The sequence below is a fragment of the Pseudomonas sp. 2VD genome (assembly GCF_005503585.1).
Taxonomy (GTDB): domain Bacteria; phylum Pseudomonadota; class Gammaproteobacteria; order Pseudomonadales; family Pseudomonadaceae; genus Pseudomonas; species Pseudomonas aeruginosa.
In genome coordinates, this window is record NZ_SCND01000011.1 from 1 (window position 1) to 16,475 (window position 16,475).

Genomic DNA, 16,475 nt, shown 5'->3' on the forward strand with positions numbered 1-16,475 from the left:
GCGCCAGGCCGCGCCATCGATCTCGGGGAAAAAGGCGTCGCCCTCCGGCGCCAGGCCAACCCGGGTCAGGTAGAGACGCGCGGCGCGCGGCAAGGCCTCGGCATAGAGCTGGGCGCCGCCGATCAGCATCAGTTCGTCGGCGTCCTCCGCCTGCGCCCACGCCTCGGCGCGCGCCAGCGCGGCGTCCAGGCTGGCGAACACTTCCGCACCCTCCAGTGCCAGGCCGGCCTGGCGGCTGACCACCAGGTTTAGCCGGCCCGGCAGCGGCCGACCCAGCGAGTCCCAGGTCTTGCGCCCCATGATCACCGGCTTGCCGAGGGTCATCGCCTTGAAATGCTTGAGGTCGGCCGGCAGGCGCCAGGGCAGGCGGTTGTCGATGCCGATCGCGCGGTTCTCGCCAAGGGCGGCGATCATCGCCAGCGGTCGTGCCATGGGGTTACCTCATCGTGGAAGGACAAAGGCGCGAGGATAAACACTCGCGCCGGCGGACTCCAGGCCCGGCCTACAAGGGATTGGCATACGGCGGCACCTGCATGAAGAAGGTGCCATCCTCGTTGACCTGGGTGGTGCCGGTCGCCAGCACCTTGCGGTAGTCCTGCAGGTTGAAGGTCAGCACCTGGTCCGGGGTCTCGGTCTTCAGCAGCACCTGGGCGTAGGTGATGAGGATTTCGAAGATCTTCAGGTCGCCGGACTGTAGCCAGAGGAAGGATGGGCCCGCCGCGGCCGGCGGGCTGAACACCGGCGACGGCTGGCCGGGCGCCTGGGAGAAACGCAGGTGCAGCCCCTGGTCGTCGAGCCAGGCCTCCTGTACGTGGCCGTCGATGCCCAGCAGCGGGAAGACCTTGCGGTAGTCCAGGCGCATGGCGCTGCCGACCAGGCTCGCCCCCGGCCGATCGAGGCTGACCAGCGCCGACATCGGCAAGCCGACCAGGCTCATCGCCCCGTACAGCGGCAGACCGATCACCTTCAACTGGTCGGGCCGATAGACCAGCGCGCCGCTGGCCGCGTCCACCTCCACGCCGCCGCCCAGCCGCAGCGGCAGCCAGGGCCCTACGCCGAGCGGACGCACCCGTCCCTCCACCTCCAGGCGTCCCGCCGCACTGCTCATGCGGAAGTCCTTCAACATGGTCCCGTCGTAGGCGAGGATGTGCTCGTTGAACAGGTTGGCCAATTGCCGCGTGCTGAGCAGCACCTCGCCCTCCATCACCTGGAAATGCATGTCCTGCGGGCGGTCGAAGTCCACCGGCTGGCCGACCCGGTTCGGCACCAGCCAGCCCTTCACCTCGGGCACGTGGAAACCGATGTTGCCGCGCAGATACATGTCCACGTTGCGCAGCAGTATGCCGACGCCATCCTGGCCGGAATCCGCCGGCCCGGCCGTACGCATGGGCAGCGGCACCGGCGCCGGCGGGACCTGCCGGTACCAGCCCTCGCGCAGCAGGGCCAGTTCGCGCTGCTGCCGGTCGATGGCGCTTTCGGCCTGGGCCGCGCTGGCCGCCAACAGGCAACAGCCAAGCAGCACGCCCCACGGACGCCGGCTCACAGCCGTGCCTCCAGCGGCGCCGGCGCCTTCACCGGCGACACGGCGATCTGCACCATGCCGTCCTCGCGCAGGCGGATCACGCCGTTCTGCAGTTGCCGCCGGTAGTCGTAGAGATTGAACAGCAGCGGCTGCCCCGGGCTGAGGCTGGTGAACAAGGCGTAGGCCTTGACCAGCACGGTGCGCGCCATCTTGATATCGCCGCCCTCGATGAACATGTAGCTGTCCGGCGCCCGTAATGCCGGCCATTGCAGGTCGGCCAGGGAGTCGCCGAGGGCGAGTTGCATGCCGCCGTCCGCCAGGGCCAGGCGACTGACGCGGAAGTCCAGGCGCGGCGGCGGGAACAAACCGTCGAGGTCGACGCGGATGCGGTTGCCGACCAGCTCCATGTGCCGGGTCTTCAGCTTCAGCACCTCGGACATCTCGATCGAGGCCGCCGCCAGCGACGAAGTGACCTCGACCCCGTCGACGAAGATCCGCCGGGGTACCAGGGTCACCTCCAGCGGACCGCTCAGCTCGATCTCGGTGAGCATCCGCAGCGGCCGCCAGCGCCCCTTGCGCAACAACTCGCCACGCACTTCCTGGCCGTCCTTGCGGGTGCTCATCCTGAGGTTGCGCACGGCCGCGCGGGACGCGGCGAGGTCCTGGTTGAGCAGGGTCGCCAGGGTGGCGTCGCTGACGAATATCTCGCCGGCCTGGATCCGCGCCACCATCGCCGTCGGATCGTCGAGCGACAAGGGCGCGCCGGGACGAGTCGGTTCCATGCGGATCAGCATGCGCTGGATGAAGAAACCGATGTCGTCGTGCAGGCGGAAGTCGGTATCGGCGATCCACAGTCGCGAACTCGCCGATCCCGAGCCGCGGGCGCCGACGCTCGCCTCCAGCGTACGCGGCGGCACGGCGCTCATCAGGCTGTCCGGCTGGCGCCCCCAGTCATCGGTAGCGGCCGTCGGCACACGCGCTTCGACACGGGCCGGCGGCGCCACGGCCTGGCCGCCACCGTGGGCATCGAAGGCCAGCCAGGCGCCCAGCAACAGGCAGGGAAACGCGGAGGCAGGTTGCGCGGAAGCCATCACCGATCCTCTTATTGTTATGCGAGCGCCGTCACCCTATACCCTGCCCCGGCCGTCCGCCCCTTTCGTTGGATTGGCCGGGAAAACGCCGACGTCGTCACGCTGGCGGCGATTGTCACGGGAATGTCGCGAAACGGGCAAAGAAGTATCACCTGGCTGCGTCACTCTGCTGGACTGGAACACTCCCGAACCGCCGACGAGGACCCGTCATGCAACCAGCCTTCCTGCGCCGCCACCTCGGCGCCGCCTGCCTGATGCTCGCCGCTGGCCTGGCCAGCGCTGCCCACGCCGACACCGGCAACGTACAACGCGCCATCGACTGGGCCCAGGGCCAGGCCTCCGTTCGCCACCCGGCCAGCGACGAACGCTCGCCGCTGGTCATCGCCCACCGTGGCGCCAGCGGTTACGTACCGGAACACACCCTGGGCGCCTACGCCCTGGCGGTGATGATGGGCGCCGACTACGTCGAGCCGGCCCTGGTGATGACCCGCGACGGCAAGCTGGTCGCCCGCCACGACAACGAACTGGGCCTGACCACCGATGTCGCCCAGCACCCGGAATTCGCCGACCGCAAGCGCACGCAGAAAGTCGACGGAGTGGAACTCACCGGCTGGTTCAGCGAAGACTTCACCCTCGCCGAACTGAAGACCCTGCGCGCCATCGAGCGCATCCCCACGATCCGCCCGGGCAATGCGCGCCTGGACGGCACCTTCGAGATCCCCACCCTGCAGGAGATCATCGACCTGGTGAAAAGCCTGCAGATCAGCCAGCAGCGCACCATCGGCCTGTACCCCGAGATCAAGCACGGCACCCACTTCCAGCGCCTCGGCCTGGCCATGGAACGCCCGCTGGTGAAGACCCTGCACCGCAACGGCTACCTCGGTCCGCGCGCGCCGGTATTCATCCAGTCCTTCGAGGTGAACAACCTGAAGGAACTCAAGCGCCTCACCGGCATCCGCCTGGTCCAGCTCTACGGCAGCGGCCAGCCCTACGACCAGCAGGCCAGCGGCGGCAGCCTGACCTACGCCGAGATGGCCACCGCCAAGGGCCTGCGCCAGGTGGCGCGCTACGCCTACGGGGTCGGTCCGGACAAGAGCTACGTGATTCCTCGCGATGCCAACGGCAACCTCGGCCAGCCGACCCGCTTCGTCGGCGACGCCCACGCCGCCGGGCTGAAGGTGCATCCCTACACCTTCCGCGCGGAAAACAGCTTCCTTCCGGCGGAGTTCCGCAGCGCCGACGGCAACCCGCAGTCGCGCGGCGACCTGGCCGGCGAGATCAGGGCCTACCTCGACGCCGGCATCGACGGCCTGTTCAGCGACCAGCCGGACGTCGCCGTGCGCCTGCGCGAGCAGCGCTGACGCAGCCCGATCGGCGCTCGTACGCGGGCGCCGGCCTCATGGACACTCGATGTAGCCGTCGAAGGGCTGTGCCTTGCCCTTCTCCAGCGCCTGCCGCCTGATGTTCCGGCAGATCCGCCGATCGCGCTCGTGCATGGCGTCGATCGACGGGTTGCCGGTGGGCTCCACGTTCTTGTGGTCGTTGACGCCAAAGGTCACCAAGGGCTGCTCCGGCTCCACCCGGAAGCGCGACGGCGTTTCCTTCTCCTCCTTGCGCGACGGCGGATCCGCCGCCAGGGTCGGCAACTGGTCGGCCTGCACGCCATAGCGTTGCAGCAAGGAGCCATCGGGCAACTCGTCGGCCAGCGCGCCCGCCATCCCCAGCAACAGCGCCAGGGGGTATCGGCGTACTACCTTCATCTCAGTGTTCCTCTCGCTACCGGCGCCGAACGCTTTCGCCACGGCGCCAGTCAAAATCCCACACCCCGCCGCCAGCCGGCTGGCAAGCCAGCATGAGCCGCCGGGGCGCTTTTTGCTATGTTTGGCGCTGATCAGACGCCGTTGGCCGGGCACGATTCACGCTCGGCAGGGAAATCGACACAGGAGGTGACTTGAGTCACACGACGCATCCCGGCCTCGACGCCCTCTGGCTGACCGAGGCCGTTCGCCTGCGCGAGGAGCAGGCCGGTCCGCTGGAAGACAGCGAGGCGCTTCGCCAGGCGCTGGCCCAGGGCGGTTCCCTGCCGCGCCGTATTCTCACCCGCGCCCACTGGCTGGGCCGCCGCGAGGGCCTGCTGGACGCCCAGCGGACCTGGCGCCAGGGTTCGCGGCTGGCGCTGGCCCTGCTGCTGGTGCTGGCCCTGGCCAGCGGCGCCGGACTGGCCTTCGCCGCGCTTGGCGACGGCCAGCGCCCGGTCAACGTGTTCTGGGCGCTGGCCAGCCTCCTCGGCCTGCACCTGCTGACCCTGCTCGGCTGGGCCCTCGGCCTGCTCGCCGGCGGCGAGGCCGCGGGCGCGCTCGGCCGGCTCTGGCTGTGGCTCAGCGGCAAGCTGGCGCGCGATGCCCGCGCCGCGCACCTGGCGCCGGCGCTATTGGTCCTGCTCGGCCGGCGCAGGCTGGCGCGCTGGGGCCTCGGCGCGCTGGTCCACGGGCTCTGGCTGCTCGGCCTGCTGACCGCGCTGGCCATGCTCCTCGGCCTGCTGGCGACCCGCCGCTACGGTTTCGTCTGGGAAACCACCATTCTCGGCAGCGATACCTTCATCGCCCTCACCCAGGCGCTCGGCGCCCTGCCGGCGTTGCTTGGCTTCCCGTTGCCGGACGCCGAACTGATCCGCGCCAGCGGCGACGCCGCCCTGGCCAGCGAAGCCGCACGGCACGCCTGGGCCGGCTGGCTGGTAGGCGTACTGCTGGTCTATGGGGTCCTGCCGCGCGCGCTGCTCGGTCTGTTCTGCCTGTGGCGCTGGAAACGCGGCCTGGCCGACCTCGACCTGGACCTCGACGACCCAGGCTACAGCCTGCTGCGCGAACGCTTGATGCCGGCCAGCGAACGCCTCGGCGTCAGCGACGCGGCACCGGACTGGCTGCCGGAGCCGCAGGGCGGCCAGTCCGGCCAGGAAGCCGCCGGAGCGGTGCTGGTGGCGGTGGAGCTGGACGATCGCCGGCCCTGGCCGCCGAAGCTCGCCGAAGGCGTCGCCGACGCCGGCATCCTCGACGACGGCCAGCAGCGCCGTCGCCTGCTCGAACAACTGACCCGCTACCCGCCGGCGCGCCTGGCCATCGCCTGCGACCCGCGTCGCTCGCCGGACCGCGGCACCCTGGCACTGCTCGGCGAACTCGCCCGCTGCGCCGCCAGCACCCGCATCTGGCTGCTCCAGGCTCCGCCCGGCGAAGCGCTCGACAGCGACCGCCTGGGTGACTGGCACGCCGCCCTGGAACGCCTGCAACTGCCGCACGGCGAGACCTCGCCGCTGGCCTGGCTGGAGACCGGCCATGACTGAGCCGCTGATCCTGGCCGTGGTCGGCCACACCAATACCGGCAAGACCTCGCTGCTGCGCACCCTGACCCGCGACCGCGGATTCGGCGAAGTCTCCCATCGCCCCAGCACCACCCGCCACGTCGAGGGCGCCAGGCTGTCGGTGGACGGCGAAGCGCTGCTGGAACTCTACGACACGCCCGGCCTGGAAGACGCCATCGCCCTGCTCGACTACCTGGACGCCCTGGAGCGCCCCGGCGAGCGTCTCGATGGCCCGGAACGCATGGCGCGGTTGCTGGACAGCAACGAAGCGCGCGGGCGTTTCGAACAGGAAGCCAAGGTGGTCCGCCAGTTGCTCGCCTCCGACGCCGGGCTCTACGTGATCGACGCCCGCGAACCGGTGCTGGCCAAGTATCGCGACGAACTGGCGGTGCTTGCCGGCTGCGGCCGGCCGCTGCTGCCGGTGCTGAACTTCGTCGCCAGCCCGCAGCATCGCGAGGAGGAGTGGCGCGCCGCCCTCGCTCGCCTGGGCCTGCACGCCCTGGTGCGTTTCGACAGCGTGGCGCCGCCGCTGGACGGCGAACGGCGCCTCTACGAGAGCCTGGCGCTGCTGCTGGAGCGCGCCCGGCCGCAACTCGACCGGCTGATCGCCGACCATGAGACCCAGGCCGCCGCGCGCCTGCGCGCCGGGCAACGGCTGATCGCCGAATTGCTGGTTGACGTCGCCGCCTGTCGGCGCCTGGTGCCCGGCGGCGAAAGCGCCGTGCAGGAAGCCACCCGCGACCTGCACCAGCAGGTGCGCAAGCGCGAGCAGGCCTGCGTGGAAGCGTTGCTGCGGCTCTACGCCTTCGCCAGGGACGACGCCCGCGCCGCCGACCTGCCGCTGCTCGACGGCCGCTGGGGCGACGATCTGTTCAATCCGGAGACCCTGCGCCAACTCGGTATCCGCCTCGGCGGCGGGGTTGCAGCCGGTGCCGCGGCCGGCGCCGGCATCGACCTGCTGGTGGGCGGCGTCACCCTTGGCGCCGCCGCCGCCCTCGGCGCCCTCGCCGGCGGCGCCTGGCAGACCGTCGGCCACTACGGCTCGCGCCTGCTCGGCAAGCTCAAGGGCGCCCGCGAGCTGACTGTCAACGACGCCGTGCTGCGCTTGCTCGCGCTGCGCCAACGGCAGCTCCTGGCAGCCCTGCAAACGCGCGGCCACGCGGCGGTCGAGGCGATCCGCCTGGAAACCCCGGAAGACAAGCAGTGGCGCGAAGGCAAGCTGCCGGAAGCACTGCGCAAGGCGCGCGCGCATCCGGAGTGGTCGTCGCTGAACGGCAGGCGGGTGGGCGGCAGCGACCGCCAGGAACAGATCGACGCGCTGGCCGAATTGCTGGAGAGCGGACGCGGGGAATGACAGACTGGGCGACGATCGCCCAAGAGGTAGGCCCATGCCCTTCGTTTCCTACGCGCAGAACCTGGAAGACGTCCGACTCTGGCGGGCCCTGAAACTCTTCCCCAGGGGGTTCTACATCGACGTCGGCGCCAACCACCCGCGGATCGACTCGGTCACCCTGGCGTTCTACGAGCGCGGCTGGCGCGGCATCAACATCGAACCGCTGCCCCACCTGCACCGCGAGCTGGAGCGGGAACGGCCGGAAGACCTCAACCTGAACCTCGCCATTGGCGAGCGCGAAGGCCGCGCCACGCTCTACGAGATGGCCGCCTCGGGTCTCTCCACCCTGGACCCCGAGCTAGCCCGCCAGCGCCAGGCCGAGGGCTGCACGGCCACTCCGCGCGAAGTGATGGTCAGCACCCTGGACGCGATCTGCGCGGCCCATGTCGAAGGGCCGATCCACTTCCTCAAGATCGACGTCGAAGGGCTGGAAGGCGCGGTGCTCCGCGGCCTCGACCTGAACCGCTGGCGCCCGTGGCTGATCCTCGCGGAAACTCCGTTCGACCACGACCCCGAGTGGAAAGCGCCGCTGCTCGCCGCGGGCTACCGTTTCGTCCACTTCGACGGCCTTAACGGCTATTACCTGGCGGAGGAACAGGCCCGCCTGGAAGGCGCCTTCGCGCTACCGCCGAACCTGCTGGACGACTTCCAGCTCTGCCATGGCCACGCCATGAGCCATCCGGTCGCACCGCTGGAGCAGGCCCTGGAGCAGGCGCTGCAACGCGCAGAAGATGCGGAGCGGGCTTTGCGGGACTGGCGCGCGCTTCCCTGGTACCGCCGCCTGTTCGGTTGAGCGGAGCCGACGGCTCCGCCGAAGGGTCAGACCGCGACCGGTGCCTTGATGTGCGGATGGGCCTCGTAGCCGACCAGCTCGAAGTCCTCGAAGCGGAAGTCGAACAGATCCTTCACCTCGGGATTCAGCTTCATGCTCGGCAACGGCAGCGGCTCGCGGGTCAACTGCAGGTCGGCCTGCTCCAGGTGGTTGGCGTACAGGTGGCAATCGCCGCCGGTCCAGATGAACTCGCCCGGCTGCAGGCCGGCGACCTGCGCCACCATCAGGGTCAGCAGGGCATAGCTGGCGATATTGAAGGGTACGCCGAGGAAGATGTCCGCCGAACGCTGGTAGAGCTGGCAGCTGAGCTTGCCGTCGGCGACGTAGAACTGGAACAGCGCGTGGCAGGGCGGCAGGGCCATCTCGTCGATCAGCGCCGGGTTCCAGGCGGAGACGATCAGCCGGCGCGAGTCCGGATTCTTCTTCAGCATCGCCATCAGGTTGGCGATCTGATCGATGTGGCGGCCGTCCGGCGCCGGCCAGGAGCGCCACTGGTAGCCATACACCGGGCCGAGGTCGCCGTTCTCGTCGGCCCACTCGTCCCAGATCGAGACGCCGTGCTCCTTGAGGTAGGCGATATTGGTGGAGCCCTTGAGGAACCACAGCAGCTCGTGGACGATCGACTTGAGGTGGCACTTCTTGGTGGTCACCAGGGGGAAGCCCGCGGCCAGGTCGAAACGCATCTGGTGGCCGAACACGCTATAGGTGCCGGTGCCGGTGCGGTCGCTCTTGAAGGTGCCGTGCTCGCGCACGTGGCGCATCAGGTCGAGGTACTGTTTCATCGGAGGCTCGGATCGATATCGGTGCGGCGCCGACATGGCGGCTCCCACCGAGGGATGACAGAAGGATGGCCAAGTCTACGGCGACGGGGCCGGCATCGCCAGTTCGGCGCGACCGGCGCAAGCCATGCACGCCCTGGAGCGGAAAGCCGGCTGCCCGGAGCGGATGACGCCTGCGACGTTATCCGCCCCGGGCACGAAAAGCGGCTCAGGCCGCCTTCGGCTGCGCCGCGTCGCGGCGGTAGGCCCAGACCATCAGGGCAATGCCGGCCAGCACCATCGGTACGCAGAGCACCTGGCCCATGGTCAGCCAACCCCAGGCGAGGTAGCCGAGCTGGGCATCCGGCACGCGGACGAATTCGACGACGAAGCGGAAGATCCCGTAGCACAGCACGAACAGGCCGGAGACCGAGGCGGTCGGCCGTGGCTTGCGGGTGAACAGCCAGAGGATGACGAACAGCGCCACGCCTTCCAGGGCGAACTGGTACAGCTGCGAGGGATGCCGCGGCAGCGGGCCGCCGTTGGGGAAGACCATGGCCCAGGGCACATCGCTGACCTTGCCCCACAGTTCCGAGTTGATGAAGTTGCCGATGCGCCCGGCGCCCAGGCCGATGGGCACCAGCGGGGCGATGAAGTCCATCAGCTGGAAGAAGCTCTTGCCATGGCGCTTGCCGAACCACCAGACCGCCAGCATCACGCCGAGCAGGCCGCCATGGAAGGACATGCCGCCTTTCCAGACCTCGAAGATCAGCGTCGGGTTGGCGATGTACTCGTCCAGGTTGTAGAACAGCACGTAGCCCAGGCGGCCACCGAGGATCACGCCGCAGGCGACCCAGAAGACCAGGTCGGAAAGGCGCTCCTTGGTCCAGGTCGGGTCGAAGCGCTTCATCCGGCGCGACGCCAGCAGCCAGGCGCCGCCGATCCCGATCAGGTACATCAGCCCGTACCAGTGGATCTTCAGCGGGCCGACGGCCAGCGCAACCGGATCGATCTGGGGATACGTCAGCATCGATAACTCCTACGACAGAAAAGCGAGATCGGGGGTCAGGAAACTTATGCCCACGCTGAACAGCAGCAGGGCGAACAGTCGCTTGAGTACGCGCGGCGACAAACGATGCGCCAGGCGCGCGCCGAAGCGGGCGAACAGCATACTGGTGGCGGCGATGCCGACCAACGCCGGCAGATAGACGTAGCCCAGGCTCCACTCCGGCAACTGCGGGTTGTGCCAACCGACCGCGATGAACGACAGAGCGCCGGAAATGGCGATAGGAAGGCCGCAGGCCGAGGAAGTCGCCACCGCCTGCTGCATCGGCACGCTGCGCCAACTGAGGAAAGGCACGGTCAGCGAACCGCCGCCGATGCCGAAGATCGCCGAGGCCCAGCCGATCACCGCGCCGGCCAGGGTCAGGCCGCCCTTGCCGGGCACCTCGCGGCTACCCTTTGGCTTGAGATCGAGAACCATCTGCAAAGCGACCAGGATGGCGAACACCCCGATTATCTTCTGCAACAGCGGCCCCTTGATCTGCGCCGCGGTCAGCGCGCCGAGGGCACTGCCGATGAGGATGCCGAGGGTCATCCAGGCGAACACCGGCCAGCGCACCGCGCCGCGCCGATGGTGTTCGAGAATGGAATTGATCGAAGTGAAGACGATGGTCGCCAGGGAGGTGCCGACCGCCATCTGGGTCAGGACGTCGCCGCCGAAACCGTGCGCGGTGAAGCTGAAGACCAGCGCCGGGACGATGATCAGGCCGCCACCGACGCCGAACAGTCCGGCCAGCACGCCGGCACAGGCGCCCAGCACGATATAGAGGAGAAACTCCATGCACGCCCCCGTTGGAAAGCCGGCATGGTAACGGAATTGCGCGCCGCGCGGCAGGCGTCGTGCTTGAACGGCGATGGCGGATGCCTTTAGCCTGACGGCCAGCCCATCCCAAGGATCGCGCATGTGCCTGATCGTCTTCGCCTGGCAACCGGGGCACGCCCTGCCGCTGCTGGTCGCCGCCAACCGTGACGAGTTCTATGCCCGCCCGAGCCTGCCGCTGGCGGCCTGGGAGGACGCCGAGGGGGTATTCGCCGGACGCGACCTGGAGGCCGGCGGCACCTGGCTGGGGCTCGGCCCGGCCGGCCGTTTCGCCGCCCTGACCAACGTCCGCGATCCGTCGCAGGCTCTCGGCAAGCGCTCCCGTGGCGAACTGGTGGCGGACTTCCTGCGCGGCGGCGGCAACCCGGCCGACTACCTGGCGCAGGTCGCCGGGCGCGCTGCGGACTATTCCGGCTTCAACCTGCTCATTGGCGATCGCCATCAGCTCTGGCACTACAACCCCCGCGTAGGGCCACCGCGCCTGCTGCCGGCGGGGGTCTACGGGCTGTCCAACGCGGCCCTCGATACGCCCTGGCCGAAGCTGCTCAAGGCTCGCGCCGCCCTCGCCGAGCGGCTTGCCGAGCCGCATCCGCAGGCCCTGCTGGAGCTGCTGGCCGACGCAGCGCCGGCCGCCGACAGCCAGTTGCCGGATACCGGCGTGGGTCTGGCCACGGAACGTCTGCTCTCCAGCGTGTTCATCGCCAGCCCGAGCTACGGCACTCGCGCCAGCAGCGTCGTACGGGTACACGCCGACGGCACGCGGGAGATGATCGAGCGCAGCTTCGGGCCGTCCGGCGCCCGGCTCGGCGAGGTCAGCCTGGTGCTGCCGCCAGGCTGACCTTCAGCAACAGGCCACGCAATCGCGACGCTGCTTGGCCCGATAGAGGGCGTCGTCCACCCGGCACAGCAGCAGGTCGAGGGTCTCGCCATCGTTCAGCACGCCGACGCCGAAGCTGGCGGTCAACCGCTCGCCCATCTCGAAGGACTGCGAGCGAACCCGCTGGCGCAGGCGTTCGGCCAAGGCCGCCGCGGCCTCCAGGCCGGTTTCCGGAAGCAGCAGGATGAACTCCTCGCCGCCCCAGCGCGCCAGCACGTCGACCTCGCGCAGCTCGCTGGCGACCAGGCGGCCGAAGGCGACCAGCACGCGATCGCCGGTGGAGTGGCCGAACAGGTCGTTGATCCGCTTGAAGTGATCGACATCGATCATCACCAGTGCCGTCGCGCGTCCATGGCGCTGCCGGCGCATCCATTCATGGTGCAGGCACTGCTCGAACTTGCGCCGGTTGTACAGCTCGGTGAGCGGATCGATTTCGCTCAGGCGCTGGGCCTCGGCCATCTTCGAGGCCAGCGCCTGGTTGACCCGGTGCAGCGCCTCGGTGCGCTCGGCCACCAGGTCCTCGAGACGCCGGTTCCAGTCGAACAGTTCCTCGTTGCGCTGCTGCAACTCCAGCTCGACCAGCTTGCGCTGATGGATCTCGTGGTGCGCACCGATCATCCGCCGCGGCTCGCCGCGCTCGTCGAACTCGACGAAACGCCCGCGATCGCTGATCCACAGGTAATCCCCGCTGTAGGTGCGGCAGCGGTATTCCTCGCAGTATTCCGGGCTTTCGCCGTCGAGGTAGGCCTGGAAGCTGGCCATCACCCGCGGATAGTCCTCGGGATGGATGATGTTCTTCCAGGTCTCCACGCTCTCCGGCAGGCTATGCGGCGGATAGCCGAGCATCAGGTACCAGCCGGCGCTGCGGCTGACCTGGTTGGTCGCGATGTTCCAGTCCCAGATCCCGTCGCTGACGATCTCCAGGGCATATCGCAGGGTTTTCTCAAGGTCTTCGCGTGACAGCGGAAGAAGACCTGGCGGCTTCGACGCCCGTTCGTCCATTTTGCGGCAATCCCTCGCACGTTCGACTGGCCAGTGGCCTCTACCGAATGGCAGGCAGTCTATACGCTTGCGGGGAAAGCGTAAGCGCCGCACGACGAAGCGTCCGGCGCGCGGGAAATCAGGGCTGGACGGTAGCCGCCGGGTTGATCACGCGACCCAGGCCGAGGTTGCGCAACGCCAGGTGCAGCGAGCTGTGGATGACCTGCGGGTTGTCGAAGGTGAGCAACTGGCCGAGCAGGTCCCGGGCCTTGTCCAGGGTGATCTGGCGCAGCAGCCACTTCACCTTGGGCAGGTTGGTGGCGTTCATCGACAGGCTGTCGAAGCCCATCGCCATCAGCAGCACGGCAGCCGCGGGATCGCCGGCCATCTCGCCGCAGATGCTCACCGGCTTGCCTTCCAGGTGGGCATCGTCGACCACCTTCTTCAACGCATGCAGCACGGCCGGATGCAGGTAGTCGTAGAGGTCGGCGACCCGCGGATTGTTGCGGTCGACCGCCAGCAGGTACTGGGTCAGGTCGTTCGAACCGACCGAAAGGAAGTCGACCTGGCGGGCCAGCTCGCGGGTCTGGTACACGGCGGCGGGAATCTCGACCATCATGCCGATGGGCGGCATGGCGATGTCCACGCCCTCGTCGCGCACCTCGCCCCAGGCGCGGTGGATCAGGTGCAGGGCCTCTTCCAGCTCGTGGGTGCCGGAGATCATCGGCAGCAGGATGCGCAGGTTGTCCAGTCCTTCGCTGGCTTTGAGCATGGCGCGGGTCTGGACCAGGAAGATCTCCGGGTGGTCGAGGGTGACGCGGATGCCGCGCCAGCCGAGGAACGGGTTGTCTTCCTTGATCGGGAAGTAGGACAGCGCCTTGTCGCCGCCGATATCCAGGGTGCGCATGGTCACCGGCAGCGGGTGGAAGGCACTGAGCTGCTCGCGGTAGATCGCCAACTGTTCCTTCTCGCTGGGGAAGCGGTCGTTGATCATGAACGGCACCTCGGTGCGGTACAGGCCCACCCCCTCGGCGCCACGCTCCTGGGCGCGGGCGACATCGGCGAGCAGGCCGGTGTTGACCCAGAGCGGCATGCGGTGGCCGTCGAGGGTCTCGCAGGGCAGCTCGCGCAGGGCCGCCAGGCCCTTGCTCAGCTCGCGCTCCTCGGCGACCACGTCGCTGTACTGGCGCACCAGCTCGGCGGAGGGGTTGGTGTAGACCTCGCCGTGGTAGCCATCGACGATCAGGTCGATGCCGTCGACCTTGGAGTACGGCAGGTCGACCGCCCCCATCACCGTGGGGATGCCCATGGCACGGGCGAGGATCGCCACGTGCGAGTTGCCCGAGCCGAGCACCGAGACCAGGCCGACCAGGCGCCCTTCCGGCACCTCGCCGAGCATCGCCGGCGACAGCTCCTCGCTGACGATGATGGTCTGCTCCGGGTAGGTCAGGTTCTGCTTGCGTTCTTCCTGGAGGTAGGCGAGCAGGCGGCGACCGATGTCCTTGACGTCGGAGGCGCGCTCGCGGAGATAGGCGTCGTCCATCAGCTCGAAGCGCTGCACGTGCTCCATCACCACCTGGCGCAGGGCGCCCTGGGCCCACTGGCCGGTACGGATGATGCGCTTGACCTCGTTGCCGATGGAGGCATCGTCGAGCATCATCAGGTAGACGTCGAACAGCGCGCGTTCTTCCTTGCGCAACTGGCTGGCGAGCTTGCTCGACAGCGCGCGCATGTCGGCGCGAACGCCCTCCAGGGCCTGCTTGAACAGGGCAATCTCGGCGTCGATGTCGTCGACCTGCTTGTCCGGCACCACTTCCAGGTCGGCCGGCGGCAACACCACCACCGCCTTGCCCACCCCGACCCCGGGGGCGCCGGGCACGCCGACGAACTTGGCTTCCTGGATGCCCTTGCCGAGCTTGCCCAGGCCGCGGATCGAACCGGTCGCCTCGGCATGCGCGATGACCCCGGCGAGCTGGGCGCTCATGGTGACGAGGAAGGCCTCCTCGCCTTCGTCGAACTGGCGGCGCTCCTTCTGCTGCACCACCAGCACCCCCATCACCCGCCGATGGTGGATGATCGGCGCGCCGAGGAACGACGCGTAGCGCTCCTCGCCGGTCTCGGCGAAATAGCGGTAGCGCGGGTGGGCGGCGGCGTTCTCCAGGTTGAGCGGCTCCTCGCGGGTGCCGACCAGGCCGACCAGGCCTTCGCTGGGGGCCATGCTGACCTTGCCGATGGAACGCTTGTTGAGGCCTTCGGTGGCCATCAGGACGAAACGCTGGGTCTCGGTGTCGAGCAGGTACACCGAGCAGACCTGGGTACCCATGGCTTCCTTGACCCGCTGCACGATGATGCCCAGCGCCGCCTTCAGATCCTTGGCGGAGTTCACTTCCTGGACGATCTTGCGCAGCGTGTTGAGCATGCTCGGGGCCTTGTCTCCGTGTTCAGTCCCGCGCCAGAAGGCGCGGGGCCAGTTCCTTCAGGGCGCGGCGGTAGACCTCGCGCTTGAAGGTCACCACCTGTCCCAGGGGGTACCAGTAACTCACCCAGCGCCAGCCGTCGAACTCGGGCTTGCTGGTGATATCCATGCGCACGCGCGCCTCGTCGGACATCAGCCGCAGCAGGAACCATTTCTGCTTCTGGCCGATGCACAGCGGCTGGCTGTGGGTCCGCACCAGGCGCTGCGGCAAACGGTAGCGCAGCCAGCCGCGGGTGCAGGCCAGGATGCGCACGTCCCCGGCCTCCAGCCCGACTTCTTCGTTCAATTCGCGATACAGCGCCTCTTCCGGCGTTTCGCGATCATTGATGCCTCCCTGCGGGAACTGCCAGGCTTCCTGATTGATACGCCGCGCCCACAGCACCTGCCCCGCCTCGTTGGCGAGAATGATGCCGACATTCGGGCGAAAACCATCGGAATCGATCACGCTGGGACATCCTCGAAATCGCATGTGCCCGCATTGTTCCATAAAGCTTGTGATAGCGGCAACGCGCGGCTTTGCGACTCGTGCGGGGAGGATACAGGGCCGGCAAAAGCCGGTAGGCTAGGGGTTTTCCCAAGGCCCGGTGGGAGCCTTCGCAAAAGGCTCTCGCGGCCCTCCCGCCACCCGCCAACCGATGGAGTCACCCCGTGCGTCTGGCCCTTTTCGATCTCGACAACACCCTGCTCGCCGGCGACAGCGACCATAGCTGGGGCGAATGGCTGTGCCAGCGCGGCCTGGTCGACGCCGCCGAATACCAGGCGCGCAACGACGCCTTCTATGCCGACTACGTGGCCGGCAAGCTCGACGTCCTTGCCTACCAGGCCTTCACCCAGGCGATCCTCGGTCGCACCGAGATGGCCCAGCTGGAAACCTGGCACCGCCAATTCATGCAGGAAGTGATCGAGCCGATCGTGCTGGCCAAGGGCGAGGCGCTGCTCGCCGAGCACCGCGCCGCCGGCGACCGGCTGGTGATCATCACCGCCACCAACCGCTTCGTCACCGGCCCGATCGCCGAACGACTCGGGGTGGAGACCCTGATTGCCACCGAGTGCGAGATGCGCGACGGCCGCTACACCGGGCAGAGCTTCGACGTGCCCTGCTTCCAGGGCGGCAAGGTGGTTCGCCTGCAACGCTGGCTCGACGAGAACGGCCTGAACCTGGAAGGCGCCAGCTTCTATAGCGACTCGCTGAACGACCTGCCGCTGCTGGAGAAGGTCAGCCGGCCGGTGGCCGTCGACCCCGATCCGCGCCTGCGCGCCGAGGCGGAAAAACGCGGCTGGCCGATCATTTCCCTGCGTTGACCCACT

Annotated in this window: 16 protein-coding genes; 6 read left to right on the forward strand and 10 right to left on the reverse strand. The window is 68.6% G+C overall.

Translation table 11 applies throughout. The annotated features are described in order from the left end of the window. The 3 genes from FFS27_RS02135 to FFS27_RS02145 form a co-directional block, all read right to left on the reverse strand. On the reverse strand, nucleotides 1-432 hold a 432-nt coding region (locus FFS27_RS02135), incomplete at its 3' end, for a dihydrofolate reductase (protein ID WP_137951924.1). 70 nt (nucleotides 433-502) lie between these two features. Next, entirely contained in the window at nucleotides 503-1,543 is a 1,041-nt protein-coding gene (locus FFS27_RS02140; protein ID WP_023100745.1) for a hypothetical protein, read from the reverse strand. Continuing rightward, nucleotides 1,540-2,613: a hypothetical protein gene (locus FFS27_RS02145; RefSeq protein WP_023100744.1), complete on the reverse strand. Its 1,074-nt coding sequence runs from the start codon at nucleotides 2,611-2,613 to the stop codon at nucleotides 1,540-1,542. The genes FFS27_RS02140 and FFS27_RS02145 overlap by 4 nt, the downstream gene beginning before the upstream one ends. A 209-nt stretch (nucleotides 2,614-2,822) precedes the next feature. On the opposite strand from FFS27_RS02145, the gene FFS27_RS02150 reads away from it, so the two are divergent. Continuing rightward, nucleotides 2,823-3,974, forward strand: a complete 1,152-nt coding sequence (locus tag FFS27_RS02150) for a glycerophosphodiester phosphodiesterase (RefSeq protein WP_137951925.1) — start codon at nucleotides 2,823-2,825, stop codon at nucleotides 3,972-3,974. A 36-nt stretch (nucleotides 3,975-4,010) separates the two neighbouring features. Here the strand turns inward: FFS27_RS02150 and FFS27_RS02155 are convergent, their stop codons facing one another. Continuing rightward, nucleotides 4,011-4,373: a hypothetical protein gene (locus FFS27_RS02155; RefSeq protein ID WP_021263134.1), complete on the reverse strand. Its 363-nt coding sequence runs from the start codon at nucleotides 4,371-4,373 to the stop codon at nucleotides 4,011-4,013. A 191-nt stretch (nucleotides 4,374-4,564) separates the two neighbouring features. Between FFS27_RS02155 and FFS27_RS02160 the strand changes: the two genes are divergently transcribed. From FFS27_RS02160 to FFS27_RS02170, 3 genes are read left to right on the forward strand one after another with little or no spacing between them, the layout of a single operon-like run. Further along, nucleotides 4,565-5,950: a DUF2868 domain-containing protein gene (locus FFS27_RS02160; RefSeq protein WP_023094310.1), complete on the forward strand. Its 1,386-nt coding sequence runs from the start codon at nucleotides 4,565-4,567 to the stop codon at nucleotides 5,948-5,950. Further along, nucleotides 5,943-7,322: a GTPase/DUF3482 domain-containing protein gene (locus tag FFS27_RS02165; RefSeq protein ID WP_003117881.1), complete on the forward strand. Its 1,380-nt coding sequence runs from the start codon at nucleotides 5,943-5,945 to the stop codon at nucleotides 7,320-7,322. Before FFS27_RS02160 ends, FFS27_RS02165 begins: the two co-directional genes overlap by 8 nt. Nucleotides 7,323-7,356: 34 nt before the next feature. Further along, nucleotides 7,357-8,154, forward strand: a complete 798-nt coding sequence (locus tag FFS27_RS02170) for an FkbM family methyltransferase (protein WP_003084414.1) — start codon at nucleotides 7,357-7,359, stop codon at nucleotides 8,152-8,154. A 26-nt stretch (nucleotides 8,155-8,180) separates the two neighbouring features. On the opposite strand, the gene FFS27_RS02175 is transcribed toward FFS27_RS02170, so the two are convergent. The 3 genes from FFS27_RS02175 to FFS27_RS02185 form a co-directional block, all read right to left on the reverse strand. Next, nucleotides 8,181-8,975 carry a thymidylate synthase gene (locus FFS27_RS02175; RefSeq protein WP_003110588.1) on the reverse strand — a complete coding sequence of 265 codons (795 nt, stop codon included), beginning with the start codon at nucleotides 8,973-8,975 and terminating at the stop codon, nucleotides 8,181-8,183. Between the two features lie 205 nt (nucleotides 8,976-9,180). Beyond that, nucleotides 9,181-9,981, reverse strand: a complete 801-nt coding sequence (gene lgt / locus FFS27_RS02180) for a prolipoprotein diacylglyceryl transferase (RefSeq protein ID WP_003084409.1) — start codon at nucleotides 9,979-9,981, stop codon at nucleotides 9,181-9,183. Nucleotides 9,982-9,990: 9 nt separating this feature from the next. Next, nucleotides 9,991-10,794 carry a sulfite exporter TauE/SafE family protein gene (locus tag FFS27_RS02185; protein ID WP_003110587.1) on the reverse strand — a complete coding sequence of 268 codons (804 nt, stop codon included), beginning with the start codon at nucleotides 10,792-10,794 and terminating at the stop codon, nucleotides 9,991-9,993. Between the two features lie 121 nt (nucleotides 10,795-10,915). Between FFS27_RS02185 and FFS27_RS02190 the strand changes: the two genes are divergently transcribed. Then, on the forward strand, nucleotides 10,916-11,671 hold the full coding sequence (locus FFS27_RS02190) for an NRDE family protein (protein ID WP_003084407.1): 756 nt from the start codon (nucleotides 10,916-10,918) through the stop codon (nucleotides 11,669-11,671). 3 nt (nucleotides 11,672-11,674) lie between these two features. Here the strand turns inward: FFS27_RS02190 and FFS27_RS02195 are convergent, their stop codons facing one another. The 3 genes from FFS27_RS02195 to FFS27_RS02205 all read right to left on the reverse strand — a co-directional run bounded on the left by FFS27_RS02195 (nucleotide 11,675) and on the right by FFS27_RS02205 (nucleotide 15,612). Then, the gene (locus FFS27_RS02195) at nucleotides 11,675-12,712 is read right to left on the reverse strand and encodes a sensor domain-containing diguanylate cyclase (protein WP_003084406.1); all 1,038 of its coding nucleotides are present in this window, start codon (nucleotides 12,710-12,712) and stop codon (nucleotides 11,675-11,677) included. A 118-nt stretch (nucleotides 12,713-12,830) separates the two neighbouring features. Further along, nucleotides 12,831-15,110 carry a phosphoenolpyruvate--protein phosphotransferase gene (ptsP, locus tag FFS27_RS02200; protein ID WP_003084404.1) on the reverse strand — a complete coding sequence of 760 codons (2,280 nt, stop codon included), beginning with the start codon at nucleotides 15,108-15,110 and terminating at the stop codon, nucleotides 12,831-12,833. Between the two features lie 22 nt (nucleotides 15,111-15,132). Next, nucleotides 15,133-15,612, reverse strand: coding sequence for an RNA pyrophosphohydrolase (locus FFS27_RS02205; RefSeq protein WP_003084400.1), 480 nt, complete (start codon nucleotides 15,610-15,612; stop codon nucleotides 15,133-15,135). A gap of 203 nt (nucleotides 15,613-15,815) precedes the next feature. Here FFS27_RS02205 and FFS27_RS02210 point away from each other — a divergent pair, with 203 nt between their 5' ends. Next, the gene (locus FFS27_RS02210; RefSeq protein WP_021263136.1) at nucleotides 15,816-16,469 is read left to right on the forward strand and encodes an HAD family hydrolase; all 654 of its coding nucleotides are present in this window, start codon (nucleotides 15,816-15,818) and stop codon (nucleotides 16,467-16,469) included. Nucleotides 16,470-16,475: the final 6 nt, after the last annotated feature.